This window comes from Exiguobacterium artemiae 255-15 (genome assembly GCF_000019905.1).
GTDB lineage: Bacteria > Bacillota > Bacilli > Exiguobacteriales > Exiguobacteriaceae > Exiguobacterium_A > Exiguobacterium_A artemiae.
In genome coordinates, this window is record NC_010556.1 from 2,146,757 (window position 1) to 2,173,437 (window position 26,681).

General features: G+C 46.4%; 25 protein-coding genes. 2 read left to right on the forward strand and 23 right to left on the reverse strand.

What is annotated here, in order from left to right:
- Positions 1 to 3: 3 nt before the first annotated feature.
- The 7 genes from pheS to infC all read right to left on the reverse strand — a co-directional run bounded on the left by pheS (position 4) and on the right by infC (position 4,937).
- Positions 4 to 1,026, reverse strand: a complete 1,023-nt coding sequence (gene pheS, locus EXIG_RS11150) for a phenylalanine--tRNA ligase subunit alpha (RefSeq protein WP_012371053.1) — start codon at positions 1,024 to 1,026, stop codon at positions 4 to 6.
- Between the two features lie 308 nt (positions 1,027 to 1,334).
- Positions 1,335 to 2,090: a TrmH family RNA methyltransferase gene (locus EXIG_RS11155; protein ID WP_012371054.1), complete on the reverse strand. Its 756-nt coding sequence runs from the start codon at positions 2,088 to 2,090 to the stop codon at positions 1,335 to 1,337.
- A 3-nt stretch (positions 2,091 to 2,093) separates the two neighbouring features.
- Complete coding sequence (locus EXIG_RS11160) at positions 2,094 to 3,176, reverse strand: M42 family metallopeptidase (protein ID WP_012371055.1); 1,083 nt, start codon at positions 3,174 to 3,176, stop codon at positions 2,094 to 2,096.
- Positions 3,177 to 3,188: 12 nt separating this feature from the next.
- Positions 3,189 to 3,671 carry a dUTP diphosphatase gene (locus tag EXIG_RS11165; protein WP_012371056.1) on the reverse strand — a complete coding sequence of 161 codons (483 nt, stop codon included), beginning with the start codon at positions 3,669 to 3,671 and terminating at the stop codon, positions 3,189 to 3,191.
- A gap of 116 nt (positions 3,672 to 3,787) precedes the next feature.
- The gene (gene rplT, locus EXIG_RS11170; RefSeq protein WP_012371057.1) at positions 3,788 to 4,147 is read right to left on the reverse strand and encodes a 50S ribosomal protein L20; all 360 of its coding nucleotides are present in this window, start codon (positions 4,145 to 4,147) and stop codon (positions 3,788 to 3,790) included.
- A gap of 37 nt (positions 4,148 to 4,184) precedes the next feature.
- Positions 4,185 to 4,379, reverse strand: a complete 195-nt coding sequence (gene rpmI / locus EXIG_RS11175) for a 50S ribosomal protein L35 (protein ID WP_012371058.1) — start codon at positions 4,377 to 4,379, stop codon at positions 4,185 to 4,187.
- 27 nt (positions 4,380 to 4,406) lie between these two features.
- Positions 4,407 to 4,937 (reverse strand): translation initiation factor IF-3, encoded by a 531-nt coding sequence (gene infC, locus EXIG_RS11180; RefSeq protein WP_012371059.1) that lies wholly within the window; start codon positions 4,935 to 4,937, stop codon positions 4,407 to 4,409.
- Positions 4,938 to 5,371: 434 nt separating this feature from the next.
- Between infC and EXIG_RS11185 the strand changes: the two genes are divergently transcribed.
- A complete protein-coding gene (locus EXIG_RS11185; protein WP_012371060.1) occupies positions 5,372 to 6,841 on the forward strand; it encodes a catalase in 1,470 nt (489 codons plus the stop codon).
- An 83-nt stretch (positions 6,842 to 6,924) separates the two neighbouring features.
- Here EXIG_RS11185 and EXIG_RS11190 read toward each other — a convergent pair whose 3' ends face one another.
- From EXIG_RS11190 to EXIG_RS11250, 13 genes are all read right to left on the reverse strand, one after another.
- The gene (locus tag EXIG_RS11190; RefSeq protein WP_234944534.1) at positions 6,925 to 8,109 is read right to left on the reverse strand and encodes a glycoside hydrolase family protein; all 1,185 of its coding nucleotides are present in this window, start codon (positions 8,107 to 8,109) and stop codon (positions 6,925 to 6,927) included.
- A 122-nt stretch (positions 8,110 to 8,231) separates the two neighbouring features.
- Positions 8,232 to 10,172 (reverse strand): threonine--tRNA ligase, encoded by a 1,941-nt coding sequence (gene thrS / locus EXIG_RS11195; RefSeq protein ID WP_012371062.1) that lies wholly within the window; start codon positions 10,170 to 10,172, stop codon positions 8,232 to 8,234.
- 321 nt (positions 10,173 to 10,493) lie between these two features.
- Complete coding sequence (dnaI, locus tag EXIG_RS11200) at positions 10,494 to 11,411, reverse strand: primosomal protein DnaI (protein WP_012371063.1); 918 nt, start codon at positions 11,409 to 11,411, stop codon at positions 10,494 to 10,496.
- A 12-nt stretch (positions 11,412 to 11,423) separates the two neighbouring features.
- Positions 11,424 to 12,779: a replication initiation and membrane attachment family protein gene (locus EXIG_RS11205; RefSeq protein WP_012371064.1), complete on the reverse strand. Its 1,356-nt coding sequence runs from the start codon at positions 12,777 to 12,779 to the stop codon at positions 11,424 to 11,426.
- Between the two features lie 67 nt (positions 12,780 to 12,846).
- Positions 12,847 to 13,329: a transcriptional regulator NrdR gene (nrdR, locus tag EXIG_RS11210; protein ID WP_012371065.1), complete on the reverse strand. Its 483-nt coding sequence runs from the start codon at positions 13,327 to 13,329 to the stop codon at positions 12,847 to 12,849.
- A 13-nt stretch (positions 13,330 to 13,342) separates the two neighbouring features.
- Positions 13,343 to 13,711 carry a hypothetical protein gene (locus EXIG_RS11215; RefSeq protein WP_012371066.1) on the reverse strand — a complete coding sequence of 123 codons (369 nt, stop codon included), beginning with the start codon at positions 13,709 to 13,711 and terminating at the stop codon, positions 13,343 to 13,345.
- Between the two features lie 106 nt (positions 13,712 to 13,817).
- Positions 13,818 to 14,204, reverse strand: coding sequence for an adenosylmethionine decarboxylase (gene speD / locus EXIG_RS11220; RefSeq protein WP_012371067.1), 387 nt, complete (start codon positions 14,202 to 14,204; stop codon positions 13,818 to 13,820).
- A 258-nt stretch (positions 14,205 to 14,462) separates the two neighbouring features.
- Positions 14,463 to 15,506 carry a glyceraldehyde-3-phosphate dehydrogenase gene (locus EXIG_RS11225; RefSeq protein WP_012371068.1) on the reverse strand — a complete coding sequence of 348 codons (1,044 nt, stop codon included), beginning with the start codon at positions 15,504 to 15,506 and terminating at the stop codon, positions 14,463 to 14,465.
- A 175-nt stretch (positions 15,507 to 15,681) separates the two neighbouring features.
- Entirely contained in the window at positions 15,682 to 16,269 is a 588-nt protein-coding gene (gene coaE, locus EXIG_RS11230; protein ID WP_012371069.1) for a dephospho-CoA kinase, read from the reverse strand.
- A complete protein-coding gene (mutM, locus tag EXIG_RS11235) occupies positions 16,266 to 17,096 on the reverse strand; it encodes a DNA-formamidopyrimidine glycosylase (protein ID WP_012371070.1) in 831 nt (276 codons plus the stop codon). Before mutM ends, coaE begins: the two co-directional genes overlap by 4 nt.
- A gap of 24 nt (positions 17,097 to 17,120) precedes the next feature.
- On the reverse strand, positions 17,121 to 19,718 hold the full coding sequence (gene polA / locus EXIG_RS11240) for a DNA polymerase I (RefSeq protein WP_012371071.1): 2,598 nt from the start codon (positions 19,716 to 19,718) through the stop codon (positions 17,121 to 17,123).
- 201 nt (positions 19,719 to 19,919) lie between these two features.
- Positions 19,920 to 21,653, reverse strand: a complete 1,734-nt coding sequence (pnpS, locus tag EXIG_RS11245; RefSeq protein ID WP_012371072.1) for a two-component system histidine kinase PnpS — start codon at positions 21,651 to 21,653, stop codon at positions 19,920 to 19,922.
- Positions 21,650 to 22,357 (reverse strand): response regulator transcription factor, encoded by a 708-nt coding sequence (locus tag EXIG_RS11250; RefSeq protein ID WP_012371073.1) that lies wholly within the window; start codon positions 22,355 to 22,357, stop codon positions 21,650 to 21,652. Before EXIG_RS11250 ends, pnpS begins: the two co-directional genes overlap by 4 nt.
- A 215-nt stretch (positions 22,358 to 22,572) precedes the next feature.
- Here EXIG_RS11250 and EXIG_RS11255 point away from each other — a divergent pair, with 215 nt between their 5' ends.
- Positions 22,573 to 23,004, forward strand: a complete 432-nt coding sequence (locus EXIG_RS11255) for a divergent PAP2 family protein (RefSeq protein ID WP_369835016.1) — start codon at positions 22,573 to 22,575, stop codon at positions 23,002 to 23,004.
- 86 nt (positions 23,005 to 23,090) lie between these two features.
- On the opposite strand, the gene EXIG_RS11260 is transcribed toward EXIG_RS11255, so the two are convergent.
- The 3 genes from EXIG_RS11260 to icd form a co-directional block, all read right to left on the reverse strand.
- On the reverse strand, positions 23,091 to 24,230 hold the full coding sequence (locus tag EXIG_RS11260; RefSeq protein WP_012371075.1) for a zinc-dependent alcohol dehydrogenase: 1,140 nt from the start codon (positions 24,228 to 24,230) through the stop codon (positions 23,091 to 23,093).
- 163 nt (positions 24,231 to 24,393) lie between these two features.
- Positions 24,394 to 25,326 (reverse strand): malate dehydrogenase, encoded by a 933-nt coding sequence (mdh, locus tag EXIG_RS11265; RefSeq protein WP_012371076.1) that lies wholly within the window; start codon positions 25,324 to 25,326, stop codon positions 24,394 to 24,396.
- A gap of 22 nt (positions 25,327 to 25,348) precedes the next feature.
- A complete protein-coding gene (gene icd / locus EXIG_RS11270) occupies positions 25,349 to 26,623 on the reverse strand; it encodes an NADP-dependent isocitrate dehydrogenase (RefSeq protein WP_012371077.1) in 1,275 nt (424 codons plus the stop codon).
- Between the last annotated feature and the right edge of the window lie 58 nt (positions 26,624 to 26,681).

The window sequence follows — 26,681 nt, forward strand, 5'->3', positions numbered from 1 at the left end:
CCCTTAAAACTGTTCGCTGAAGCGAACGTCATTCGTATAGAAGTGGCGAATATCATCAACACCATATTTCAACATGGCGATTCGTTCAATCCCCATTCCGAAGGCGAAACCAGACATTTTCGTACTGTCATATTCCGCCATTTCAAGCACGTGAGGGTGAACCATTCCTGCGCCCAAGATTTCAATCCAACCTGTCTGTTTACAGATGTTGCATCCTTTACCGCCACATTTGAAGCACGATACATCGACTTCGACCGATGGTTCCGTGAACGGGAAGAAGCTCGGACGTAACCGGATTTCGCGTGCTTCACCGAACATTTGTTTAACGAATGCTTCAAGTGTTCCTTTTAAGTCTGCCATTGAAATCTCTTCACCGACGACCAGTCCTTCCACCTGCATGAATTGGTGCGAGTGTGTCGCATCATCTTCGTCTCGGCGGTACACTTTTCCGGGACAAAGAATCCGGATCGGTTCACCTTTTGAAGCGAGCATCGTCCGGGCTTGTACCGGTGAAGTATGCGTCCGCATCAAAATCTCATCCGTGATGTAAAACGAATCCTGCATATCGCGGGCCGGGTGATCTTTCGGTAAGTTCAACATTTCGAAGTTGAACAGATCCTGTTCGACTTCCGGACCTTCGGCAATCGTATAACCGAGACCGACAAAGATATCTTCGATTTCATCTGTCACTTGTTGCAGTAAATGGGCTTGACCGACCTGTTTCGGACGACCGGGAAGGGTCACATCAATCGCTTCAAGTGCTAATTTTGCGTCCATTTCCTGTTGTTTGACATCAACAAGACGCTGTTCGAGTTCAGTTTGAATGACACTGCGGACAGCATTCGCAATTTCTCCGACGACTGGTCGTTCTTCAGCTGAAAGTTTTCCCATTCCCCGAAGCACTTCTGTAATCGGTCCCTTTTTCCCAAGGTATTTTACCCGGACATCGTTTAATTCTTTTTGTGTACTTGCTTGATTAACGAGTTGCAACGCTTCATCACGTAAAGCTTCTAATTGTTCCCGCATGTTCCTCACTCCTTTTCCAAATAAAAAAATCGTCCCTCCGGCAAATGCCGAAGGGACGATTTAATATAATCGTGGTACCACCCTTGTTCAACTTGAAATTCTCAAGTCCTCAAGCGGCGCGGTAACGGGCGCCTCCCGTCACGATTTCTCGTGCGACTCCGGAGTGAATTCAGCTAGCAGATTCGTAAAAAAGCTCTCAGTCTAAGGCTTTTTCTCCCTGATCGAATCGTTTTCTAACCTACTCTGTTCCATCGTTGTCTAGTTAAATATGATGCTGTAACTCACTTTAGCACGAACGTTCCTTGGATTCAATCAGCCGGAGCAAAATGATACAGTAAAATTCCGGCAGCAACTGCCGCATTTAAAGATTCTGCTTTTCCGCGAATCGGGATGTATGCCCGACCATCACATTGGTCGAGTAACTCTGGAGCAACACCTTGTGCTTCATTTCCGATAATCAGACCGATTGCCCCAAGGTTCTCAACGTCTGTGTACGGTTGAGCGCCACGTAAGGCAGTCCCTAAAATGAAGACTCCAAGCTCATGTAAGTCTTGAATAGCTTCTTCAAGTGACATCATGATGACCGGTAAGTGGAAAATCGAACCTTGTGTCGCCCGAAGGACTTTACTGTTATAGACATCCACTGTCCCGTGACCAATGATGACACCGTCAAAACCGGCAGCATCTGCTGTCCGAATCATCGTTCCGACATTTCCCGGATCCTGGAGACGATCGAGTAAAAGATAACGCCCGCGTTCCAAACGTTCTGTCTGCTGTTTCATTTCACAGACAGCAAAAATACCTTGTGTCGTTTCTGTCTCAGAAAGAACTTTTGCGACGGATTCATCAATCGTAATTAAATCAGCAGCATTCTTTTTCCAAGAACCCGGTACTTGAACATCTTCGCGCACGATCAATTCTTTAATGATTCCGGCACGAACGGCTTCTTCCACTAAATGTTCCCCTTCAATCAGGAAACGTTTTGTTTGCAAGCGTCCTTTTTTAGTCAATAATTTTTTCCATTGTTTAACGATTTCGTTTTTTGGAGATGAAATGTGTTTCATGGTTTACCCCTCGTAAATCGCTTGGACCGTCTCTGCATCTAAACGTTTCGTCACCGCGACAATCAAGTCGACGGCAGCTTCGAAATCTGCTTTATGCATGATTGAAACGTTTGTGTGCAGGTAGCGGATCGGAACAGTCAAGGCAAGTGAAGGAACACCCGTATGAGACAGGTGGAACTTCGCTGCATCTGTTCCGCCACCCGGTGTCAGATCCAATTGATATTTAATGTTTTCTTCTTTAGCAACTGTTGTTACAAAATCAATCAATCCGCGATGCGCAATCATCGTCGCATCAAACAGGATGACTTGAACACCTTCTCCAAGTTTGGATAAGGCTTCACGATCCGTCATACCTGGTGTATCACCCGGAATTCCTGTATCGACTGCAAAAGCAATCGTCGGACGAAGCAGATTCGCAATCGTTTGAGCACCACGTAAACCGACTTCTTCCTGTACCGTAGCACCGGCAAAAATCGTATTCGGGTGACCCTCTTCTTTTAAGCGTTTGATCGCTTCGATTGCAATGGCGCAACCGACACGGTTATCCCACGCTTTTGCCATCAGGAAATTATCATTTTTCATCACAGTAAATTCGCAATGCGGAACAACCGTATCTCCCGGTCGGATTCCCCACCCTTCCACTTCTTCTTTCGAAGTGGCACCGATATCGATGAACATCTCTTTGATATCGACTGGTTTATTGCGCGCTTCCGGTGGTAAAACATGAGGTGGTTTCGCACCGATGACACCTGGAATGACTTCACCAGACGATGTGACAATATTCATACGCTGTGCAAGAAGAACCTGTCCCCACCATCCACCGAGTGGCTGGAAGCGAAGGAATCCTTTCTCATCAATCTTCGTGACCATGAATCCGACCTCGTCCATATGCCCGGCAATCAAAATCCGTGGTGCATCTTCTCCCGCTCCTTGACGTTCGGCAAACAAACTGCCTAATCCATCTTGATGGAAGTTTTCTGCATGCGGTTCAAGATATTCACGCATTAATTGACGTACTTCTTTCTCATTTCCGGGAACACCCGTTGCGTCCGTAAGACGTTTCAGCATATGTAATTGTTCATTCATCTGATTTCCTCCTCAGTAACCGTTGTCTTGGCGAACGTGATTCGCCTCGTTTTTTGCGACATAAGCTTTGAAAATCATTTCTTGTGTAAATCCAAGTGTAGCACCTAATGCGAGATAAGCACCAATCAGAACGTCATAACTTTGTTCTGTCCGCGAAATCGCAAACACGTTTGTCTTATTATAGACATCCAAAAACGCATCTGTCGCTGTCAGATAGTAATCCCCTTCGACAAAGTCGTTTTTACGATAGTCTAAAGAAAGTCCTAAAGAAAGTAGAAAATGGACACCGTCGACGTACTCTTCGAGAATCGTAACTTGAGCCGATGGTCCTTTTGTCGACCAGAATTTAAAACAACGCGTTTCGTTCGCAAGTTCACCAAGCTCCACTAATAGCGCCAGCAAACGTTCATCAAATTGATTTCCCGTCAAATTATGTTCTGACTGAATCCGTTTATCCAATTGTTCCTGCATTTCAAAAAGTGTCAACCAGTCCATCTTAATTCTCCTTTTAATCTAAAAAAATTGCCTCAGCCCATAAAATGCGCTTTTTTATTTTACCATGAATCCAAAAAAAACGTCGGAGAATTAAATTCCCCGACGAATTGTAGAACTTAAGCGTTCAATTTTGCTTTTGCTGTATCAGCAAGTGAAGCAAATGCAGTTGCATCTGTAACTGCGAGGTCAGCGAGCATCTTACGGTTAACGTCGATACCTGCTAATTTAAGACCATGCATCATGCGGCTGTAAGAAAGACCGTTGATACGTGCAGCCGCATTGATCCGAGTGATCCAGAGGCGACGGAAGTCACGTTTCTTTTGACGACGGTCACGGTAAGCATACATGAGAGATTTCATGACCTGCTGTTTTGCAACCTTGAAGAGTGTATGTTTCGAGCCGTAGTAGCCCTTAGCTAATTTGAGTTGTTTTTTACGACGTTGACGAGTCGTATATCCGCCTTTTACGCGTGGCATATAAATTCCCTCCTAAATCTGTGTACGATTGGGTAAATTACTTAGCGATCATGTGACGGATACGTTTAAAGTCACCCGATGATACCATGCTAGCTTTACGTAATTTACGTTTCGCTTTAGTTGATTTGTTACCGAATAAGTGGCTTGTGTAAGCACGACCACGTTTCAATTTACCAGAAGCAGTACGTTTGAAACGCTTAGAAGCACCGCGGTGCGATTTCATTTTAGGCATGAGAGATTCCCTCCTACTTCGATTCGATTAGTCTTCTTTCTTTGGAGCAAGCACTAGGAACATGCTGCGTCCTTCCATCTTCGGTCTCTGTTCAATGACACCGAACTCGCTTAATTCTGTAGCGAGACGTTCGAGGACACGTCTACCGATTTCTGAGTGAGTGATGGCACGTCCGCGGAAACGAATACTCGCTTTCACTTTGTTGCCGTTCTCCAAGAATTTCTTCGCATTACGGAATTTCGTTTGGAAGTCATTCTCCTCGATCGTCGGGCTGAGACGGACTTCTTTCATCTGAATCACTTTCTGATTCTTCCGAGTTTCTTTGTCCTTTTTTTGCAACTCAAAACGGTATTTACCGTAGTCCATGATTTTACATACAGGCGGTGTCGCTTGTGGTGCGACCATGACGAGGTCAAGGTCAGCTTCCTCAGCAAGACGTAACGCTTCCGTACGTGATTGGACTCCAAGTTGAGCGCCATCCGCTCCGATAAGACGAACTTCTCGAGCGCGAATGCCTTCATTGATTAACAGATCTTTGCTAATGGTTAGCACCTCCATCGTGCAGAGCACGAAAAATGAATGATATAAAACGCTATAAAAAAAGCGTCGGCAGTTTTTCCCGCCCACACTCATAAAGTATACAATAGTCAGAGAACACTCTACTATCACATATCATCATGATGGACCAGCATAGCTTGCTATACGTGGTGAGAAGCGGGATGCTTCTGCTTTGTTGTCATTTCACTTTGCTATCATAGCACTTGTTTTCCCTCGATGTCAAGCCGCTATATCTGTTCGGTTAGAACGTTGCTCAGATACTTGATTATAATAGCAATCCTCTGTCCGTTTAGCAAGAAGTTTCTAAGTTTGTTCGTCTGGGTAAATAAAAAAAATTCAAAACAAGTTTTCAGAATTTGCAGAGCATTATTCTTTATTTAGAATAATTATTGTTTTATAATCAATGTAATCTTATACATAAGGGGGAGTTATTAATGAGTGAAAAACGATTAACCACAAACCAGGGTGTCCCGATTGGTGACAATCAGAATTCGCGTACGGCCGGTCGTCGCGGTCCAACACTGCTTGAAGACTATCAACTGATTGAGAAAATGGCCCATTTCGACCGGGAACGTGTTCCTGAGCGTGTTGTACACGCCCGCGGTTTTGGTGCACACGGCGTCTTCACGGTAAAAAATTCGATGAAGAAATATACAAAAGCGGCATTCCTTCAAAACGAAGGGACCGAGGTTCCTGTATTCGCCCGTTTCTCAACCGTTATTCACGGTACACATTCTCCTGAAACGTTACGTGATCCACGTGGCTTCTCGGTTAAGTTCTATACAGAAGAAGGAAACTGGGATTTCGTCGGAAACAACTTACCGGTCTTCTTTATTCGCGATTCGATGAAGTTCCCGGATATGGTCCACTCGCTGAAACCGGATCCACGCACGAATATTCAAGACCCTGACCGCTACTGGGACTTCATGACATTACGCCCGGAATCTACAAATATGTTGATGCACCTCTTTACGGATGAGGGAATTCCGGCAAGCTACCGTAAAATGCGCGGTTCGTCCGTCCATGCTTTTAAATGGGTGAACGCTCACGGCAATACGGTTTATGTCAAGTTACGTTGGGTGCCAAAAGTCGGTGTTCATAACCTGTCAGCAGATGAAGCGACAGAGATTCAAGGAAAAGACTTTAACCATGCATCAAACGACACGTATCAGGCGATTGAAGACGGAGAATTCCCGGAGTGGGATCTGTTCGTCCAAGTTCTTGATCCGGCTGATGTCGACAACTTCGACTTCGATCCACTCGATGCAACAAAAGATTGGTTTGAAGATGTCATCCCGTTCCAACACGTCGGAACGATGGTATTAAACAAAAACGTCGACAACTACTTTGCTGAAACGGAATCGGTCGGCTTTAACCCGGGTGTACTGATCCCAGGCATGTTGCCGTCAGAAGATAAATTGCTCCAAGGGCGTCTCTTCTCGTATTCCGATACACAGCGTTACCGTATCGGAACGAACTATCAACAGTTGCCGATTAACTGCCCGTTCGCTCAGGTCAACAACTATCAACGTGACGGTGCAATGCCGGTCGGACAACAAACAAGCCCGGTCAACTACGAACCAAACCGTTACCAGGACGAGCCGAAACAAACGCCGGAATACACGGAAGAAAACCAGCCGTTGTATGATGACATTCACGGTCGTCTTGAAATCGAAAAAACAAATAACTTCGGTCAAGCCGGTGAAGTGTACCGTCGTATGACAGAAGAAGAACAAACGGCACTCCTGAACAATTTAGTGGATGACTTAAAACAAGTCCGCCATGAAAACACTGTCTTGCTTGCCATCTGTAACTTCTACCGTGCGGACGAATCGCTCGGCAAGAAATTATCAGAAGCGTTACAAGTCGATATCCAACCGTTCTTGCAACAGATGCAAAAATAATCTTTTCTATAAAAAAAGTCTATTCCGCAAAGGAATAATCTTTTCTATAAAAAAAGTCTATTCCGCAAAGGAATAGGCTTTTTTTAAGGAATAAAATTAAAGCGTTCTGATGTTTCCGCCGAGTAGACACCTAGCTTGGAAAACAATACGACTTGATTTACCGTTGCTTGATTCACTTCATTCTGACGGAAGCTCAGTTTTTCTTTATCTGTGAATCGATTGTAGAGCGGCTTGAATCCATAGTTGACGTGAGGCTGGAATTGAATTGCCCGGTCGACCTTTTCCAGTCGATTATGTTTAATGCTCCCACCGACTACTCCACGTCCTAAAATAGCAATCGCTTTCCCGTCTGCCCGATGTACGTTTCGAATCGTATTGTATTGAATGACGGGTTGGTTCCAGTTCATCATTGAAATCGCATAGTCTTTTGTCCCGTCAATTACATTATTCAAAATGCGCACAGCCGTATGCGGACGATCTTGAGAGTATTGATGTGTTCCGATTGCGACATTGATATTAGTGAAGTCATTGTTTCGAATCGTAATATCATGGTTTGGTGTCCGGTCTTGGGCTGACCATTTCCACTGGAATCCCTTTGTGACCGGATCCGGCGTATCAAGGTTAATCGATTCATTTGGTCCTGTCCCGGCAATCATCTTGGCATCGACAAAATGCATGTTTTCAATGAGAGCTGTTTTGGTCGCATCCAGTTCAATCGCATGTGATCCTTGCTGATGACGAATCGTAATTCCTCCAAGATACAGATTTTCATTATGTGCAATGGCGAAAGCCGAACCACGCGGAAAATAATTTAAATCGATTTGAGCATTTCCCTGCCCGATGATTTTAATATTTTTGGACCCGCTGTATGTCCCGACTGTTTTATTCAATCGTAAAACGGATGGCGGTACCAAATCAAAGATACTCGTCGTCGCTTGAAGTTTTGGTGTGCCGGTCTCATTCGTCTTTTTGATGATGACGCCATCCTCTAAAATGATGGTTGTATTGGAAGGAACGCCGACACGTAACGGAGATTGATACATCCCTTTCGACAAGACCAATGTTCCTCCGCCTTCCGCTTCAATTTTTTCAAGATATGACCGGAGTGTGTAATGATTTCTAGTTTGGGCATTATATGTGGAGTAAGCGCGAAGTACAGGATCGATCGGTTCTGTCTGCGGCGTAATCCGGTAACTTTTCATACTGACTGCATGTTCCGTATCAGGCAGGAGCAGAAAAGCAACAATCAGACATACTGCAAGCATCATTCTTGTTTTCATTCTTTCGTCTCCCTTCTCTGTTCCTATTATCGGTACTTCCATACAAAATCTGTAGAAGACACAAAAAGAGGATGGCTGACAGCCATCCTCTTTTTACTGGTAAGACATGCTTATTTTGAACGGTTCGCGATTTCTTGTTCCAAATCGCTGACGAACTGTTCGAGTGATGCGTTACTTGAATCTTTTGAACCGTAACGGCGGATATTGACTTCGCGCGCTTCAATTTCTTTATCGCCGAGGACCAACATGACCGGTACTTTATTGACTTGTGCTTCACGGATCCGGTAACCGAGTTTTTCATCACGGAAGTCCGTTTCGACACGAATTCCTTTTTTCAAAAGCATCGTTTTGATTTCACGTGCGTAGTCTTCATGTACGCTTGAGACCGGAATCAACTTGACTTGAACCGGTGCGAGCCACGTCGGGAACGCTCCTTTGTACTCTTCAATCAAGTAAGCGACAAATCGTTCCATTGTCGAGACGACACCACGGTGCAAGACGACAGGACGGTGATCTTGTCCGTCGTTTCCTTTGTATGTCAGCTCAAAGCGTTCAGGCAAGAGGAAGTCGAGTTGAACGGTCGACAGCGTTTCATCTTTACCAAGCGCTGTGCGGACTTGTACGTCAAGCTTTGGTCCGTAGAATGCAGCTTCGCCTTCCGCTTCAAAGTACGGCAGCTCGAGCTCATCCATTGTCTCTTTCAACTCACGTTGCGCCATTTCCCAAATCGCATCGTTGTCGAAGTATTTTTCTTTATCCGCCGGATCACGATACGAAAGACGGAATTTATAGTCCGTGATACCAAAGTCGGCATACACTTCTTGAATCAAGTGAACGATGGCTTTAAATTCTTCCTTCATCTGATCCGGACGAACAAACGTATGACCGTCGTTTAAGACCATGTAACGGACACGCTGAAGACCTGTTAACGCACCCGACATCTCATACCGGTGCATACCACCGAGTTCTGCGACGCGGAGCGGTAAGTCACGGTACGACCGCGGTTCATTTTTATAAATCATCATATGGTGTGGACAGTTCATCGGACGGAGAACCAACTCTTCATTGTCCATTTCCATTTTCGGGAACATATCATCTTGATAGTGATCCCAGTGTCCTGATGTTTTGTACAGTTCAACAGAACCAAGAACCGGCGTATAGACGTGCTCGTATCCGAGTTCAAGTTCTTTATCGACGATATAACGCTCGACCGTCCGGCGGATGGCCGCTCCTTTTGGTAACCACATCGGCAGACCTTGTCCGACATCTTGGGATGTGAAGAACAAGTCGAGTTCTTTCCCGAGTTTCCGGTGATCGCGCTCTTTGGCTTCCGCCAAGAAGTGCAGGTGTTGTTTTAACTGATCTTTGTTTGCCCATGCTGTTCCGTAAATCCGTTGCAACATCTTGTTTTTTGAATCACCGCGCCAGTAAGCACCGGCGATGCTCATCAGTTTAAAGACTTGGAGTTTCGCTGTCGCCGGTACGTGCGGTCCGCGGCATAAGTCGAAGAACTCGCCTTGACGGTAGAACGTTAAATCCTGATCGGCAGGAATCGATTCAATCAATTCGATTTTGAGCGGATCGTTTAATTCCTGATAAACAGCTAATGCTTCATCGCGTGAAACGACTTCCCGTTCGATCGGTAAGTTTTCACCGGCAATCTTATTCATCATCTTTTCGATTTCCGGCAGGTCTTCCTCTGTCAGACGACGCTCCATATCAATGTCGTAGTAAAACCCGTTTTCGATCGTCGGTCCGATTCCGAGATGAATCGTCTCGTCCGGGTACAGACGTTTAATCGCTTGTGCCATCAAGTGGGCAGATGAGTGACGGATTAAATCCAGTCCTTCTTCCGAATCCGGCATGACGAGTTCAATTGAACCGTCTTCCTCAATTGGACGACGATAATCGATGACTTGACCGTTTAATTTTGCGGCAAACGCTTTTTTCCGTAATCCCGGGCTGATTGAAGCGGCGACTTCTTCAGCTGTCGTTCCGGCTGTAAATTCTTTTACTGCACCATCTGGAAATGTAAGAGCAATGTTTGACATGACTGCTTCCCCCTATAAATTAAAATAAAAAAGACCCATCCCTCAAAAAGGGACGAGTCTCAATCTCGTGGTACCACCCTCGTTCCCGAACATGTTTCCATGCACCGGCTCGAACACGCGCTAACGGGCGTGACGCGCAAGCGGATTATCCCCGCCTGAGCTATGAGGGAGTAAAGAAATGACGGATTCCATGAGAAGCTTTCACCATCCTTCTCTCGCTTGTTTGGTCCCTGTTCATTTTTCATATCCTCAATCGTAGCTGACATCTATACAGATTGTGTCCTTAGTATAGCCAAAGTCGAACTTCTTTGACAAGAGAAATTAATACCGGCGTCGGTTTTCGCCTAAAAACTCAACCGGATTCGTCGTCGTCCGGATCCGCTCCATCAGACGCATGGCTTTCAGTTTGTCTCCCTGGTCATTCGTAATCCCGAAATGCAGCTCCAGTTCGTCGTACGACAGGTTGGAACTGAACAGGGTCGGCAAACGATGCATCATCCGGTACTGCAGGATGATGCCGAATAATTCGTCACGGACCCATGGACTGATCGACTCTGCTCCGATGTCGTCAATCAACAAAACCGGGACGGTCTGAAAACTTTCCAAAAACGTATCGAAACTATCCGACCGGATCCGCCGCTTCGCTTCCGAGACGAAACCGGGTGCGTGAACCAAAATCGTCGCAACCCGTTCCTTTTTCAACGCATTACCGATCGCTGCGAGCAGATACGTTTTCCCGACACCAAAACTGCCGTGCAGGTACAATCCTTTGACTTGTTGTTTGGAACGGACTGTATTTAAAAACTGTGAAGCGGCACGTAAAGCGAGCTTTCGGTCCGTCGTCGTTAAATCAAAGTCACTGAAGTTCGCATCCCGGACTTCATCCGGTAAGAAGAGACTTTTAAATTTCTTTTCGAGAGCCCGCTCGTTCTCACGGTCCCGTAACGCTTGGGTTTTTTCATAAGCGACCATGATCTGGCCTTTTTCTAAGTGCAGGACAGGCTGATAACCTTCGATGACGGCTTTCTTTTCAATGATTTGATTTCCGTTCATCTGTTCCGCATACTCGTTTAGTTTCAGCATGCCGCGTTCAATCATCCGTTGATCGATTTCAGGATGCGTCCGCAAAAACATGATGACCCCCGGGTGTGACAAGACACGCTGATGAATGGCCCGAACTGATTCTGCCACGTCCGGCCGGTTTAAAATCTTTTCAATCGATGATTGGATATGTTCCATCTCACTACTCCTTTATTTGCCTTTGAGTTCCCGCAGAATCCGTTCCATTTCTTCATCATCCGGCACCTCAGCTTCAAAATCGGCTTTTTTTGTCGCTTCATATTGCTGCTGTTTTTCTTTTTCTTCCTGCAACCATTTCGGATTTGGTCCGGTCGCATTGGAACGGCCTCTTCGTCCTCCGACGGTCTGCCGCGAACGTTCCTGTTTTTGATCCTGTTTTTTTGAAATCAGTTCGTCTTGCTCTTTCGTTTTGGCCAACGCTTCGGCTGCCGTTACGTATCCTTTTTGTTTCCAGTCATCGACGATCGACAACAGGAAGTTTTTACTGAAACGGTTATCCTTTTTAATGACCAACGCATAATAATAAGCGGCGTTGACGATTCCGGACGACATTTCATAGTCGATAATCAATTGCTGAATCAACTCTTCATCACGTTCCGACAACGCTTTAACTTTTCTTAACTTCGCGACGTAATGCTTCGGATGGGTTCCTTCCATCGTCTCGGTTTCACTGAGTTCCCCGACTTCCACCTCTTCGAGAACCGCAACTTTGGCTTTCTTTTCCCGACTGAGCTTTTGCTTCGCCGATAACATCATCTGTTTACATCGTTCCTGCTTTTCACTGTCTGTCATCGGCAGATAGGCTTCATGACGGAAACGGGCGTTCAGGAGTTCTGCCATGAGTGCTTCATTTGATTGTGTGACGTAAGCGAGTTTCAACAGCAGATGATCAATCGATTTCGTATAAAAGCTCCGCGGCAGGAATCGATCGGTTTGACGTTTCATTTCTTCAAGGTCAAACGAATAATCAAATTCATAGGCTGCCCGTTCCTGTTTTGCATAGGATTTCGGCTGATGGGCGGAGGCAAGTCCCGCCTTGACATCAAATACTTGATCAAACCGGACGGTCCGGTCGACGACATTTTTTGGTAGCGGATCGGTTCGGAACCGATTCTGCAAAGCACGGAAACGAATTTCACCAACACGGTAAAACAGTAAACTCGACAGCACACCATCGTTTAAAAATGTATTCGGAGCTAACGGGACACGGATTTGATAGACATAACGGTAAGCGGCCTGTTTCGCTTCAAACGTCCGAATCAAACCAATTCCCTCGAGTTTAAATAGTTCTTCTTTAAATTCATCGACTGAGAATCCGAGCAATGTGCCGAGTTCTGCATGCGAGATATATTGTGATTTCGTCTTCCCCGGAATCATCTCACTCCAAAACGTTTGATACAGCCCAAGGGCCTTTACACCGATGATTGGTTGATACAGATAATAAAGCGATTGATACGCTTCCCGGTCGACGACACCATTACTCATGATCAAGCAGAGATCGGTCCCTGACAATTCACGTTCCATCATTTGCTTCATCCCTTCTTTCGTGAGAAAAAGAGAGGGCGCTCTGAACAGTCAGACGACCTCTCCTTCATTAGGTTTGATTTTCCTGTTCGGTGTCTTGATGACGTTCCATCAATTCGGATAATTCTTGGAAAAAGACATTGATGTCTTTAAATTGTTTGTAGACACTGGCGAACCGGACATATGCCACTTCATCGACAGACGCCAGTTCATTGAGCACGAGCCGTCCGACCTGTTCGCTCGGAATTTCATGTTGCGCCGTCGCCCGCAATGTTTTTTCGACCCGGCTGACGACTGTTTCCAATTGTTCGATGGAAATCGGGCGTTTTTCACATGCCCGGACTAATCCGCGCAAGATTTTGTCCCGATTGAATTCATCACGGGTCCCATCTTTTTTGACGATGATGAGCGGGGTTTGTTCGACCATCTCAAATGTCGTAAACCGGTAGCCGCATGATTCACATTCCCGACGTCTGCGAATCGAACCAAAATCTTGCACGGGTCTCGAATCTAATACTTTTGTCCCGTTATAGTTGCAGGCTGGACAACGCATGTCGTACCTCCATTCACGTAATTTCTTTAGTGCCGATCATTTTTAAACGGTATGTCGAATCAAGATCCTCATAAATCAATTCAATCCATTTTTCTAAGTCCGGACCGAGCAGACCGTCCCGGTGAAGGAACAGATCAACCGCCGTACGGCCGGATCCGACCATGATGACTGTCGCAAGACCGTCTAATCCGGGTGCTGTAAAGGCCAGTTCTCCGCGTCCTTGATCGATGCGTTTGACCGTTCCCTGCTGTTTCGTGACCGTCGCCTCTAATCCCGTAAACAGCATCTCTACTGTTGCTGCATAATAATGGGTCTGTAACTTTTCATTTTTATGTGTATCTGACGTTTCCATTTGCTTTTGTAATCGTTCTTTCAGTCCCATTCCGTCATCACCTTTTTCTGTTTTCTTCTACTATTAAGAATAACAGACGTCAGACATATTAAAAAGCCCTCGCCATAAGACGAGAGCTTGTTCATTCGTGTTTTTGTCAGTTAACGTGCTGAACCGTAGCAGCTGGAACTTCAACAGGTCCCATACCACGTGGAATTTCGACATTTTCACGGATTTTCGCATCGAGTCCGTCCGCGATATAATGCGCTGCGATGGCTGGATCGATTCGATCGCCACATGTAAATACATCAACTGATGCATAACCATGCTCTGGGAAACTGTGAATCGTTAAGTGCGATTCAGAAATAATGACGACGCCGCTGACGCCGTGTGGAGCAAACTTGTGGAATGCGACTTCGCGTACTTCCGCACCTGCTTGAAGTGCTGCATCAACAAAAAGTCGTTCTACGTATTCCATGTCGTTCAATTTTTCAGGATTACAATCCCAAAGTTCTGCAATAATGTGTCTTCCCATAGTATCCATTTGTGGATCCCCCCTACATTCAATGGTCTTCAAAGTAGTTGATCACTTACTTTGCGCCTGAGTCGTTCGCACCCACGGGGGAAAGTTAGTCCAGAGAGGTCCTAACCCTTTAAGCTGCGATTGCCAGACCGATTGAAGTTCACGATTTGAATTATAGCGAGTATCAAAAAGATACACAAGGATAAATTTCGAATTTTATTATATTTTCTCGAAGAAAACGCTCTACACGTTGATGTAGAGCGTTTCTTTAACATTATTTTATTTTAACTCCAGTTGTTTCGCTTCGTTTCCAGTCGCTTCAATGTGTGCTCCGACGAGATGAACAAGATCGACGACACGGCAGGAGTAGCCCCACTCGTTATCGTACCAGGCGAGGACTTTGACTTGCCGTCCTCCCATGACCATCGTCGATAAACCATCAACGACAGTCGACTTCTCTTCCCCGTTAAAATCAATCGAGACGAGCGGTTCCATCGTTAAGCCGAGGATACCGTCAAGCGCTCCGTCCGCTGCCTTAACGAACGCTTCATTAACTTCAGCGACCGTCGTATCACGACTGACCTCGACGACAAGATCGACCAGTGAGACGTTTGGTGTCGGAACACGCAGTGCCAGTCCATTGAGTTTTCCTTCGAGATGCGGCAAGACGAGTGAAATCGCTTTGGCTGCTCCGGTCGAAGTCGGAATGATGGACGATCCGCATGCCCGCGCCCGTCGTAAATCCTTATGCGGATTATCGATATTGTTCTGGTCATTCGTAAAAGCATGAATCGTCGTCACAAGACCTGACTCAATTCCGAATGCCCGGTCGATGACCTGGACGACAGGTGCGAGACAGTTCGTCGTACATGAAGCGTTCGAGACAATCGCATCCGTCTCATGGTCATACATCTCGTCATTGACCCCCATGACGATTGTACGTAAATCCCCTTTTGCCGGAGCTGTAATGACGACTTTTTTTGCACCGGCCGTCAAGTGTTTTTCAGCACCCGTTTTCGAATTAAATTTCCCCGTTGCTTCGACGACGATATCAATCCCCAGTTGTCCCCACGGCAACTGTTCCGGATCACGTTCGCTGACGATTTGAATTTGTCGTCCATTCACCATCAATGCCCCGTCAATGATGTCGACTGGATATGCAAATTTCCCGTGAACCGTGTCATATTTGATGAGGTGTGCCAATGTTTCCACCGGATAACTTGCATTAATCGCGACGACCTCACTTTTCCCTTCAGCGATCAGACGCCGAAATACCATTCGACCAATTCGACCAAACCCGTTAACTGCCACCTTGACTCCCATTTGCGGATCCCCCTTCAATGTGACGGATAATGCTCCGTTTACAGATAGAACTATATCATGAAATGTAAGCGATTTCATTACGTAATCTAAAAAAAGTGAGAGAAGTTGGTAACTTTCTCCCACTTTGATTCCGAAAATACTTTTGCCGACAGAAAACGGTCATAAGAAAACGGCGTTAGACTGAACGAAGCGTTTTTAACCAGCTATCAATTTGCCGGTATAATGCTTCCCGTGTACTTTCATTAGTCAGAACGTAGTCTGCCAATTGCTTTTTCTGTTCGATATCGAGTTGCGAATTCATACGGGCCTGTGCCTCTTCCGCAGTCAGATGATTTCGTTCCATCAGACGCTGCTTTTGCAATTCGGCAGGACAATAGACGACTACGACTTGATCGACAAGTTGTTTCCAGTCCCCTTCTAGCAATAAAGGGATATCAAAAACGATGATCGATTGTCCGGCCTGTTCCTGTCGATTTGCCATTTCTAACATCTGTTGCCGAATTTTCGGATGCATCAATTCATTCAGGATAGTCCGCTTTTCATTATCGTAAAAAATGATATCGCCAAGCTTTGACCGGACGAGCGCATCGTCGGAAAAAGCAGTCGGAAAAGCCGCTTTGACTTCCTCGTATGCCAATCCACCCGGTTCGATGACCTGCCGGGCGACCAGATCCGCATCGATGACGTCAATCCCTTGTTGGTGTAAATAGGCGGATACCGTACTTTTTCCGGTTGCAATCCCTCCGGTCAGTCCGATTCTCATAAAGCCACCTGTTGACAGGTCGGGCAAAAGTGCGTTCCTCGTCCGCCGACTTTAATTTTTTCGATTGCCGTCCCGCATCTCGGGCAAGGTGCACCGGTTTGACCGTATACAGCAAGCTGTAATTGAAACTCCCCTTTTCCGGTCGGAGAGACATAACTGCGAATCGTACTTCCGCCGCTTTCAACGGCTTTGGCGAGTACATCTACACCTGCCGCGTGAATCCGGGAGATATCATCAAGCGTCAGTGCCCCGGCTTTCGTTAACGGATGGACCCGGGCGGCAAACAATGTCTCATCGACATAAATATTCCCCAACCCTAAAAAAATCGATTGATCAAGCAGAGACGTTTTGATTGGACTGCGCTTTTTCCGGATCAGGTTCTCTGCCAAGACTTCAGCCGTAAACGTCGGATCAAACGGCTCACGTTCAAGCTGGGCCAGTGGCGGAACCGACATCGCCGTCTCCTTCTCACGCAACTCCATCGTCCCGAATTTCCGGACATCGTTGTAATGCAGTTCCGAGCCATCTGTAAAGCGGAAGATGACATGGGTGTGTTTATCTTTTTCAATCGCCTGCGGATAAGGGAAATACTTCCCTTCCATCCGCAAATGACTGACGAGATAAAATCGATCAAATGTGAACAATAAAAATTTCCCCCGACGCTCCACTCGTTCAATCCGCTCCTGTTTCAAGGCGTCAACAAATGGTGCGACTTCCATTCCCCGAATCATCTTCGGATGAAATACTTTAACGGAAGAAATCGTTTTTCCAGAGACCGTCCGTTCCAAGCTTCGTCTGACGGTCTCGACTTCAGGTAATTCAGGCAACTGTTTTCCTCCTCTGACAACTTGTTATTTGGTTTCATACCACGAATGACCGGCATCGCCGTCGACACGAAGCGGAACGGATAATTGAACCGTCTGTTCCATCGCTTGTTTGACCAGCGTCTTCAGGGCATCCAGTTCTTCATCCGGCGCTTCGAAAATCAGTTCATCGTGTACTTGGAGCAACAGGCGGGCGCGCAACGGTGACTGTTCAAGCGCCGCATGGACATCGAGCATGGCTTTTTTGATGATATCGGCGGCCGAGCCCTGGATCGGTGTATTGATGGCCGTCCGCTCTGCAAAACCACGTAAGTTAAAGTTTTTCGAATTGATATCCGGGATGTTCCGGCGACGGTTCATCAACGTCTCGACAAAACCGTTCATCCGCGCCTTCTCGATGGCGGCATCCATGAACAACTTGATTTGCGGGAACAATTCAAAGTAACGGTCAATGAAGTCCTGCGCCTCTTTGCGGGAGATATTGAGGTTCTGCGACAAACCGTAGTCACTGATGCCGTAAATGATTCCGAAGTTGACCGCTTTGGCCTGACGGCGCATATTGCCGGTTACGTCATTTGGTGCGACACCAAACACGCTGCTGGCTGTCTGCGTGTGGATATCGGCATCATCCAAGAACGCCTGGACAAGCGTCTTGTCTTCCGACATATGGGCCATGACCCGCAATTCGATTTGTGAATAATCGGCAGCGTATAACGACCAGCCCGGTTCGCTCGGAACAAATGCTTTCCGGATTTTTCGTCCTTCCTCGATCCGGACCGGAATGTTTTGCAAGTTCGGGTTAACGGAACTGAGCCGGCCTGTCTGGGCAATGGTCTGCGCAAATCGGGTATGGATTTTTCCGTCTTCTTTAATGACCTTCTGCAAGCCTTCAACATACGTGGATTGCAGTTTTTGAAGCTCCCGGTACAACATGATATGGTCGATGACCGGATGCAGCGGACGGAGTTTTTCCAATACGTCGGCAGCGGTCGAATAACCGGTCTTCGTTTTCTTAAAGGCAGGCAGTTCCATTTTCTCGAACAGAATGACCCCCAGCTGTTTCGGTGAGTTGATATTGAATTCCTCGCCGACTTCCCCGTAAATCAATTGTTCCAAATCGTGCAGACGTCCGGCTAAATCATGTTGCATCTCCTGGAGCGTTCCGACATCGACACGGATGCCGGTCCATTCCATTTCAGCGAGAACACCCGACAACGGCCGTTCCAGCGTTTCATATAGTTCAAACTGTTGGTTGGCCTTCAGTTCTTCTTTGACTTTCGGGAACAACAGCTCAATCATCCGGGCTTTTTCCGCCAGATATGGATGCAGCACGTCGTCTGCCGGAGCAAGACGTTTCGCCCCCTTCCCTAAGACGGCTTCTTCGTTTGGTGCCATTAGCATATAATGGCCGGCAATCGATGCGAGCGTCGTCCCGCCGCTCAGATTCAATAAATAACCGGCGAGCAGTAAATCATCGAATGCCGTTAATTTCAAACCGTGTTTCCGTAAGGCAAACGCGGCTTGTTTCGCATCCAGACAGATTTTTTGATGATCCGATTCGATCCAGTCACGAAATGCCGGATCATCGACGAGTTCAGCTGAAGCGACGTAAATTTGATCCGGTGTCGCGATACCGAATCCGATGATGTCTTCTTCCATGTAATCTTCACGAAGTTGTTCCACGACGAGAACGGCATCGGTCACATCCTCCGGAAGCGAAGTAATCGCTTGGACGTTTAACTGTTCTTTATCCGCTTCTTCGACGACCGGAGCAAACCGGTTCGTCAAGGACTTAAAGCCAAGTGATTGGAACAATGAATACGGTACTTGTGTATCGACGTCACTGATTTGTAAATCGTCGAGTGTCACATCGAGTGGAACGTCCAACTTGATGGTCGCCAGTTCTTTCGACAATCGAGCCAATTCTTCATTTGCGACGACTTTTTCTTTTTGTTTCCCTTTTAAGTCTTCAACATGCTCATACAGACCTTCGACGGATCCATACGCAGAAATCAATTTGATGGCTGTTTTTTCACCGATTCCCGGCACTCCTGGAATGTTATCGGATTTATCACCCATCAACCCTTTCAGATCAATCATCTGAATTGGCTTCAGTCCACCATAAGTTTCGGCAAATAATTCTTCTGTCATACAGAGAACGTCTGTGATGCCACGCTTCGTAATCAACACTTCGACCTGACTCGTCACGAGTTGAAGTAAATCCTTATCTCCCGTCACGATTCGGATTCGATCAGCCGGCATCGTTTGTGCCAATGTACCGATCAGATCATCCGCTTCATAACGGTGCAGTTCCATCATTTGAATGCCTAACGCTTCACAGATGTCCCGCACAATCGGAAACTGTTCCCGAAGCTCAGAAGGCGTCTTTTCCCGACTGCCTTTATATTCCTGATACACGTCATGCCGGAACGTTTCGCTCGAGGCATCAAATGCGACGAGCATGTGTGTCGGCTGTTCCTCTTCAAGTAATTTCAACAGCATCATCGTGAAACCGTAAGCTGCGTTCGTATTGCGTCCCTGCGCATCCGTCATTGGTGGTAACGCAAAAAAAGCACGATACGTCAGTGAGTTTCCATCAATCAATAAAAGTTTGTTTTCCATCATCTACGCCCCTTTGGAAGATTTTCTGTTCTTATTGTATCACTCTACACACATTTGTTCGCTAAAAAAGCAGACAAAAAAGACGACCGGCTAAAAAGCCAGTCGTCCCTGTGTATCCCGACATGGGAGCTGAACCAGTCGAGGCACAGATGATGAAGAAGGTACTTTAAGCATACGATTCTTCTGTAAAGGAAATATGAACTCTTATCCCTTTTTCGGTAAACGTATCGTAAAAGTCGTTCCTTGATTTTCTTCGGATTCCACGTCAATCGTTCCGTGATGCAGATCGATGATATGTTTGACGATTGCGAGACCAAGACCTGTCCCGCCCGAGTTCCGGCTCCGGGCTTTGTCGACCCGGTAAAAACGTTCAAAAATCCGTTGCATCTCTTTCGGATGGATTCCGATTCCGTCATCTTTAATCCGCAGCATGACGGCCTCTTCTCCGTCCTCAAGACTAATCCAGACATTTCCGCCGTTCGGAGTATAATTCAACGCGTTCGCCACCAGATTGACGACGACTTGCTTCAGACGATTTAAATCTGCCCGGATGAAGACTTCCTCTTCCGTTTCAAGGTGAATCGTCATCTGTTTTTCAGTTGCTTTTCGCTGGAGCAGCGTGGCTGTTTCGTGGAGTAAACTCGTGACATCGACAATTGTCGTTTCCAGTTGGTAATTATCCTGTTCAAGACGGGATAATTCGAGTAAATCTTCGACCAGCGTCTGCATCCGCTCGGATTCATCATGAATGATGTTCAGGAACTGCTCCCTGATTTCCGGGACGTCCTGGGCACCATCGAGCAGCGTTTCGGCAAATCCTTTGATTGACGTCAGCGGTGTCTTCAGCTCATGGCTGACATTGGCGACGAAGTCCTTCCGCATCTGTTCAAGCTTTTTGATTTCCGTAATATCGTTAAATACGACTGTCGTCCCCTGAACGCGTCCGTTTTTCCCAAAAATCGGTGCCGCACTGACCATGAAAGTCCGACTGTTCAATCCAAACCTGACACTCGATTGTTTCCGGTTCGGTTTTTCCGTCAGATAGACATCTTCGATGACCTGACTCATCTTTTCATTCGGTAAAACCCGGTAGTACAATTGTCCATTCGACTGACCGTAGATATTAAACATTTCCCGGTATGTCCGATTAACCAGAAGAACATACCCTTTCTCATCGATCAGCATCAAGCCGGCTCCCATGTATTCAATCAGTGACTCGAGTCGCGCCCGCTGCATCGCTTCGCCGGAAGACGCATTCTCTAAATTCCGGGCTAACAGATTAATGGATTTCCCGAGATCTCTTGATTCATCCGGTGCCGTCAATTCATAAACCCGGGATTTGTAGTTCCCATGTGACAATTCGTGTAAGACTTCTGTTGCTTCCGCAATCGGACGCAGGAAACGCTTTGTCGAACTGTAGACAGCAAAGAAAATGATACAAAACGATGTCAACAGCGATAAAATGATGACGGTCCAAATCCGTGAATAAATCATATTTAAATCTTTTGTATAGCGGATGAAACTGATATAGACTTCCCCCCCGTCAGCAGTCAGGACGGGTTTCGTATATTGCAGACTCGTCTCATCGACTTTCGATTCGAAGGTCCCATCATTCGGAATGGCAGAAAAATTGATAGCCCGAACGTTCAACTTCGTGACATCGATCGGGGTTCCGGCAATGATTTCCCCGCGACCGTTAAATAAAATCATGTCGAAATTCGATTCAGCATACATCTTATCAACGTAAGCTGCCATATCCGGCACTGTCCGCTCCCGTAAAATGGATTCCACCAGTGAAGTCTCATCCACTAATTTTTCTTTTTCATTATTGATATAAAAATCTTTAAATGATTGTCCAAGCAAAAAGCCCAGTGCGATTAAGACCAGGCTGATGAAAGACAACATTTTCAGAATGAATCGTTTGCGGTATTTACTCATTCCGCTTTCGGCTCCTCCATCTTGTAACCTAATCCGCGAATCGTTTTAATGTAGATCGGCTTTTTCGTATTCGGTTCAATCTTTTCCCGGACATGACTGATATGGACGTCGACGATTCGTGTATCCCCAACGAAGTCATAATTCCAGATGGCGGACAATAATTGGTCCCGTGTCAAGACACGTCCCTTGTTTTTTGCGAGATACACTAACAGCTCAAATTCCTTTGGTGTTAATTCAAGTCGCTCTTCCGCCTTGAACGCTTCGTAGTTGTCCGGTACGATTTTGACGTCTCCAATCAGAATCGTTCCATCCGTCACTTCCTCCGCGACAGTTTGCTGGTTCATCCGGCGCAGGATCGCTTTGACACGGGCGACGACTTCACGCGGACTGAACGGCTTCGTCAAATAATCATCTGCTCCGAGTTCCAGTCCGAGCACTTTATCGAACTCATCATCTTTTGCCGTCAGCATTAAGATCGGGGTATTAATTTTTTGTTGGCGTAGTCGCTTGCAGACTTCCAGTCCATCCAGTTCCGGTAACATGAGATCCAGGACAATTAACGCCGCATCCTGTTTCTCCGCTAACTTCAACCCTGTCATGCCATCATGGGCCGTTTCAACAACAAATCCGGCTTGCTCTAAATTAAATTTCAAAAGTGTGGCAATCGAGAGTTCATCATCAACAACGATTATTTTATCTTTCAAGACAGTTAGCCTCCTCAGCACATTTCATCTTTGAATGAGGAATTCCGTGGAATCCGCTTCTTCTGTCTTCATCTTAACGACTTTCGCTACTAAACCACAAATCTTTCTGGTCTTTCTTTACATAATCTTTAAGGTCGGACACTTTCTTCCAGTAGTTTCCCGTGTTGAAATGGCGGAATTGGGGAAACAGTTACATATCGTGATCATGTGGAGGAATGAATATGGAATGGAATCACCCGCTGTTTGCAGCAATTACAGCCTGGTTTATCGCACAAGCCGCTAAACTCGTCACCGGTTTAATCAAAACAAAAAAATTTGACCTTGAAATCATGTTTGCTTCAGGGGGCATGCCGAGTTCACATAGTTCGACTGTCGTCGCACTGGCTGTCGTGATTGGTTTTCAAGAAGGCTTTAGTTCTTCCCTGTTTGCACTTGCCGCCATTTTCGCTGTCATCATCATGTATGATGCGACCGGCGTTCGCCAAGCCGTCGGGTTACAGGCCAAGCTGTTAAATGATTATTTCAAAGGAATCCGGCACAAGACACCTTTGCTCAATGAACTGGTCGGACACACCGAGTTCCAGGTCTTCGTGGGTCTTCTGCTTGGTCTTGCCGTAGGTTTCCTATGGCCCGTCTTGTTCTTCTGATCGTAACGCCCACCTGGTACATCGGATATAATTTTTTCACATAAAAGACCGCTTCGGATATCGAAGCGGTCTTTTTGCTGATTGCGTTATGGTTTTAAAATGACTTTAATGCACCCGTCCTCATGATCGTTAAACGTTTGATAGGCATGGGCTGCCTGTTCCAAATCGATTTTGTGCGTAATGATATCGGTTGGATCAAACTCCTGATTGATGATTTTTTGGAACAATTCGGGCATCAGATGAACGACCGGAGCCTGTCCCATCTTGAGCGTGATGTTCCGCGTAAAGAAATCTCCGAGCGGGAACTGATTGTATTTTTTGGCATAGACACCCGTCAATTGGACGGTTCCAAATTTCCGAACAGCATCTTTCGCGATATTGATGGCACTCAACGTTCCGCCTTGCAAACCGACTTTTTGTTCCACTTTTTCAACAGCCGACATCTTACCGTCCAGTCCGACACAATCAATGACGACATCTGCGCCGCCCTGAGTCAGTTCCTTCAGATATTGACCGGTCTCTTTGTGATCCTGCAAATTGACTGTTTCGACGCGGTTCGTCATCTTGGCATGATTTAACCGGTATACCTGCTGATCCACGGCAATGACCCGTTTTGCTCCTTGCATCCAGGCAAATTTCTGTGTCATCAATCCGACCGGCCCCGACCCGAGAATGACGACCGTATCCCCTTTTTTGACTCCCGAATTGATGACGCTCCAGTATGCTGTCGGAATGACGTCTGATAAAAACAACAACGCTTCGTCTTCCAGTTCACATGATTCAGGAACAACGAGCGGCATGAAGTTTCCAAACGGGACTTTTAAGTACTCTGCCTGACCGCCCGGATGCCCGCCGAATTCTTCCGTAAATCCGAAATACCCGCCTGTATCAACATGAGGGTTTCCATTAGAGTTATCGCACTGACTCTCCATATCGTGTTCACAAAAGAAACAATGTCCACACGCGACGTTGAACGGCAGGACAACTCGGTCTCCCCGCTTGACCTTCGTCACATCCGGACCAACTTCTTCAACAATCCCCATCGGTTCATGTCCAATGACATAATCTTTTTTCGCCGGCATGTTTCCTTGATAGATATGCAAATCTGACCCACAGATGGCAGTAGACGTAATCTTGACGATGATATCATCGTTCTTCTCAATCGACGGATCCTGGACATCTTTCACTTCGACATTTTTTGTACCTTGATACGTAACGGCGCGCATGAAATTTCCCCCTTTAAAGTTTTAAAAAAAAGGTCTACTGTAAAGGTTTACCCTAAAAACCAGGCATTCATGTTACATGTTTCTTACAAAAAGAAGATTTTTTAATCCAATACAAAAAGACACCCAATCTATTGATTGGATGCCTTGTTTACTAAAATTGAAGTCAGAGCATTTCCAACACAGAACGGACCGTTGAAACAGATCGATCCAGCCCTTGCTTTTCTTCTGACGTCAAGTCCAACTCAAGTACCTGTTCTACGCCGTTCCCACCAAGAATGGTCGGAACACCGAGATACAAGTCCTCATACCCGTATTCTCCTTCGAGATAGGCAATCGCCGGCAAAATGCGCCGCTGATCTTTTAGAATCGCTTCCACCATCTCGACGATGGCCGCTGCCGGTGCGTAATAGGCCGAACCATTCCCGAGTAACTGAACGATTTCACCGCCGCCTTTGCGTGTCCGTTCGACGATGGCAGCTAATCGTTCCGGTGTCAGCAGTTTCTCCAGCGGAATTCCGCCCGCGTAGGAATAACGTAACAACGGTACCATATCGTCGCCATGCCCACCGAGCACGAATCCGGAGATATCCTTAACGGAGACATTCAGTTCCATTGCGACGAACGTCCGGAAACGTGCTGTATCGAGCACACCGGACTGACCGATGACGCGTTCTTTCGGAAAACCGGATGCTTGAAAGACGGTATACGTCATCGCATCGACAGGGTTCGTCAACACGATGATGATCGATTCCGGTGCATGGGTCACGATTTCTTTCGTGACGGCTTTCATGACGTTTGCATTCGTGCTGACAAGATCTTCACGACTCATCCCCGGTTTTCTGGCAATCCCCGCCGTAATGACGACGATGTCAGAACCTTGAATGTCTTGATAATCAGATGTTCCGTTGATCCAGGCGTCAAAACTTTGAATCGGTGCTGTTTCCTGCATATCAAGTGCTTTTCCTTTGGTTGCGTTTTCCTGTTGCGGCATATCGACGAGCACGATATCCCCTAACTCTTTTTGAGCGAGATACAGTGCCGTCGTCGCTCCAGTAAATCCGCTACCAATCACCGAAATCTTTTTCCGTCGATTCATTGTCCCGTCCCCCTATGCAAGATTACATATTCTTGATGAGTTCATCTGCGAATTCAGAACATTTCACTTCTGTTGCGCCATCCATGAGACGTGCGAAATCATATGTGACGACTTTGCCTTCAATTGATTTTTCCATTGACTGAATGATTAAGTCTGCGACTTCATTCCATCCGAGGTGACGGAACATCATTTCTCCTGAAAGAATGACAGAAGATGGGTTTACTTTATCAAGTCCTGCATACTTCGGTGCTGTACCGTGAGTCGCTTCAAAGATTGCGTGGCCCGTCATGTAGTTGATGTTGGCACCCGGTGCAATCCCGATTCCGCCGACTTGTGCTGCAAGCGCATCTGAAATGTAGTCTCCGTTTAAGTTCATTGTTGCAACGACATCGAATTCTTTTGGACGCGTCAAGATTTGTTGTAAGAAGATATCAGCAATCGAGTCTTTAACGATCAATTTGCCGGCTGCTTCTGCTTCAGACTGTGCTTTGTTCGCTGCATCAGCACCTTCTTCATCTTTGATACGGTCATATTGGTTCCATGTGAAGACGTGTTCTGCATATTCACGTTCTGCGAGTTCATAACCCCAGTTTTTGAATGCGCCTTCCGTGAACTTCATGATGTTTCCTTTGTGGACGAGCGTCAATGAAGCGCGTTTGTTTTCAAGTGCATATTCGATTGCTGCACGGACAAGACGTTCTGTTCCTTCTTTTGAAATCGGCTTGATTCCGAGACCAGATGTTTCAGGGAAACGGATCTTGTTGACACCCATCTCTGTTTGCAGGAAGTTAAGTAATTTTTGTGCTTCTTCGCTGCCTGATGCGTACTCGATTCCAGCATAGATATCTTCTGTGTTTTCGCGGAAGATGACCATATCTGTATCTTCTGGACGTTTAACCGGTGAAGGAACGCCTGTGAAGTAACGGACCGGACGAAGACATGTATATAAATCAAGTTCTTGACGAAGCGCAACGTTTAACGACCGGATTCCGCCGCCGACTGGTGTCGTGAGTGGTCCTTTGATTGCGATGATATGTTCACGAATCAGATCAAGTGTTTCTTCAGGAAGCCAGTTGCCTGTTTTGTTGAAGGCTTTTTCTCCGGCGTAGACTTCTTTCCACTCAATTTTCTTCTCGCCGTTATATGCTTTTTCGACAGCAGCGTCGAAGACACGAACTGCAGCATTCCAAATATCAGGTCCAGTGCCATCACCGATGATGAATGGAATGATTGGTGAATTCGGTACGTTAAGTGTTCCGTCTGTTACTGTGATGTTTTCGCCTTGAATTGTAGCCATTTGTAAAATCCCCCTTGAATATGATTGATGTCATCAAAAAGCAGGAGAGGATTTCTCC

What these genes read in the sequence shown, in the direction of transcription:
- coaE (WP_012371069.1), bottom strand. Translation starts at nt 16,269, where the DNA reads ATGAGAATCGGACTGACCGGAGGGATTGCAACCGGAAAAAGTACGGTA.
- EXIG_RS11225 (WP_012371068.1), bottom strand. Translation starts at nt 15,506, where the DNA reads ATGGGAGTCAAGGTGGCAGTTAACGGGTTTGGTCGAATTGGTCGAATG.
- polA (WP_012371071.1), bottom strand. Translation starts at nt 19,718, where the DNA reads ATGATGGAAAACAAACTTTTATTGATTGATGGAAACTCACTGACGTAT.
- rpmI (WP_012371058.1), bottom strand. Translation starts at nt 4,379, where the DNA reads ATGCCTAAAATGAAATCGCACCGCGGTGCTTCTAAGCGTTTCAAACGT.
- mdh (WP_012371076.1), bottom strand. Translation starts at nt 25,326, where the DNA reads ATGAATCGACGGAAAAAGATTTCGGTGATTGGTAGCGGATTTACTGGA.
- thrS (WP_012371062.1), bottom strand. Translation starts at nt 10,172, where the DNA reads ATGTCAAACATTGCTCTTACATTTCCAGATGGTGCAGTAAAAGAATTT.
- pheS (WP_012371053.1), bottom strand. Translation starts at nt 1,026, where the DNA reads ATGCGGGAACAATTAGAAGCTTTACGTGATGAAGCGTTGCAACTCGTT.
- icd (WP_012371077.1), bottom strand. Translation starts at nt 26,623, where the DNA reads ATGGCTACAATTCAAGGCGAAAACATCACAGTAACAGACGGAACACTT.
- EXIG_RS11190 (WP_234944534.1), bottom strand. Translation starts at nt 8,109, where the DNA reads ATGATGCTTGCAGTATGTCTGATTGTTGCTTTTCTGCTCCTGCCTGAT.
- rplT (WP_012371057.1), bottom strand. Translation starts at nt 4,147, where the DNA reads ATGCCACGCGTAAAAGGCGGATATACGACTCGTCAACGTCGTAAAAAA.
- pnpS (WP_012371072.1), bottom strand. Translation starts at nt 21,653, where the DNA reads ATGAGTAAATACCGCAAACGATTCATTCTGAAAATGTTGTCTTTCATC.
- EXIG_RS11205 (WP_012371064.1), bottom strand. Translation starts at nt 12,779, where the DNA reads ATGATGGAACGTGAATTGTCAGGGACCGATCTCTGCTTGATCATGAGT.
- EXIG_RS11255 (WP_369835016.1), top strand. Translation starts at nt 22,573, where the DNA reads ATGAATATGGAATGGAATCACCCGCTGTTTGCAGCAATTACAGCCTGG.
- infC (WP_012371059.1), bottom strand. Translation starts at nt 4,937, where the DNA reads ATGGAGGTGCTAACCATTAGCAAAGATCTGTTAATCAATGAAGGCATT.
- speD (WP_012371067.1), bottom strand. Translation starts at nt 14,204, where the DNA reads ATGGATACTATGGGAAGACACATTATTGCAGAACTTTGGGATTGTAAT.
- EXIG_RS11155 (WP_012371054.1), bottom strand. Translation starts at nt 2,090, where the DNA reads ATGAAACACATTTCATCTCCAAAAAACGAAATCGTTAAACAATGGAAA.
- EXIG_RS11165 (WP_012371056.1), bottom strand. Translation starts at nt 3,671, where the DNA reads ATGGACTGGTTGACACTTTTTGAAATGCAGGAACAATTGGATAAACGG.
- dnaI (WP_012371063.1), bottom strand. Translation starts at nt 11,411, where the DNA reads ATGGAACATATCCAATCATCGATTGAAAAGATTTTAAACCGGCCGGAC.
- EXIG_RS11185 (WP_012371060.1), top strand. Translation starts at nt 5,372, where the DNA reads ATGAGTGAAAAACGATTAACCACAAACCAGGGTGTCCCGATTGGTGAC.
- EXIG_RS11260 (WP_012371075.1), bottom strand. Translation starts at nt 24,230, where the DNA reads ATGCGCGCCGTTACGTATCAAGGTACAAAAAATGTCGAAGTGAAAGAT.
- nrdR (WP_012371065.1), bottom strand. Translation starts at nt 13,329, where the DNA reads ATGCGTTGTCCAGCCTGCAACTATAACGGGACAAAAGTATTAGATTCG.
- EXIG_RS11215 (WP_012371066.1), bottom strand. Translation starts at nt 13,711, where the DNA reads ATGGGACTGAAAGAACGATTACAAAAGCAAATGGAAACGTCAGATACA.
- EXIG_RS11160 (WP_012371055.1), bottom strand. Translation starts at nt 3,176, where the DNA reads ATGAATGAACAATTACATATGCTGAAACGTCTTACGGACGCAACGGGT.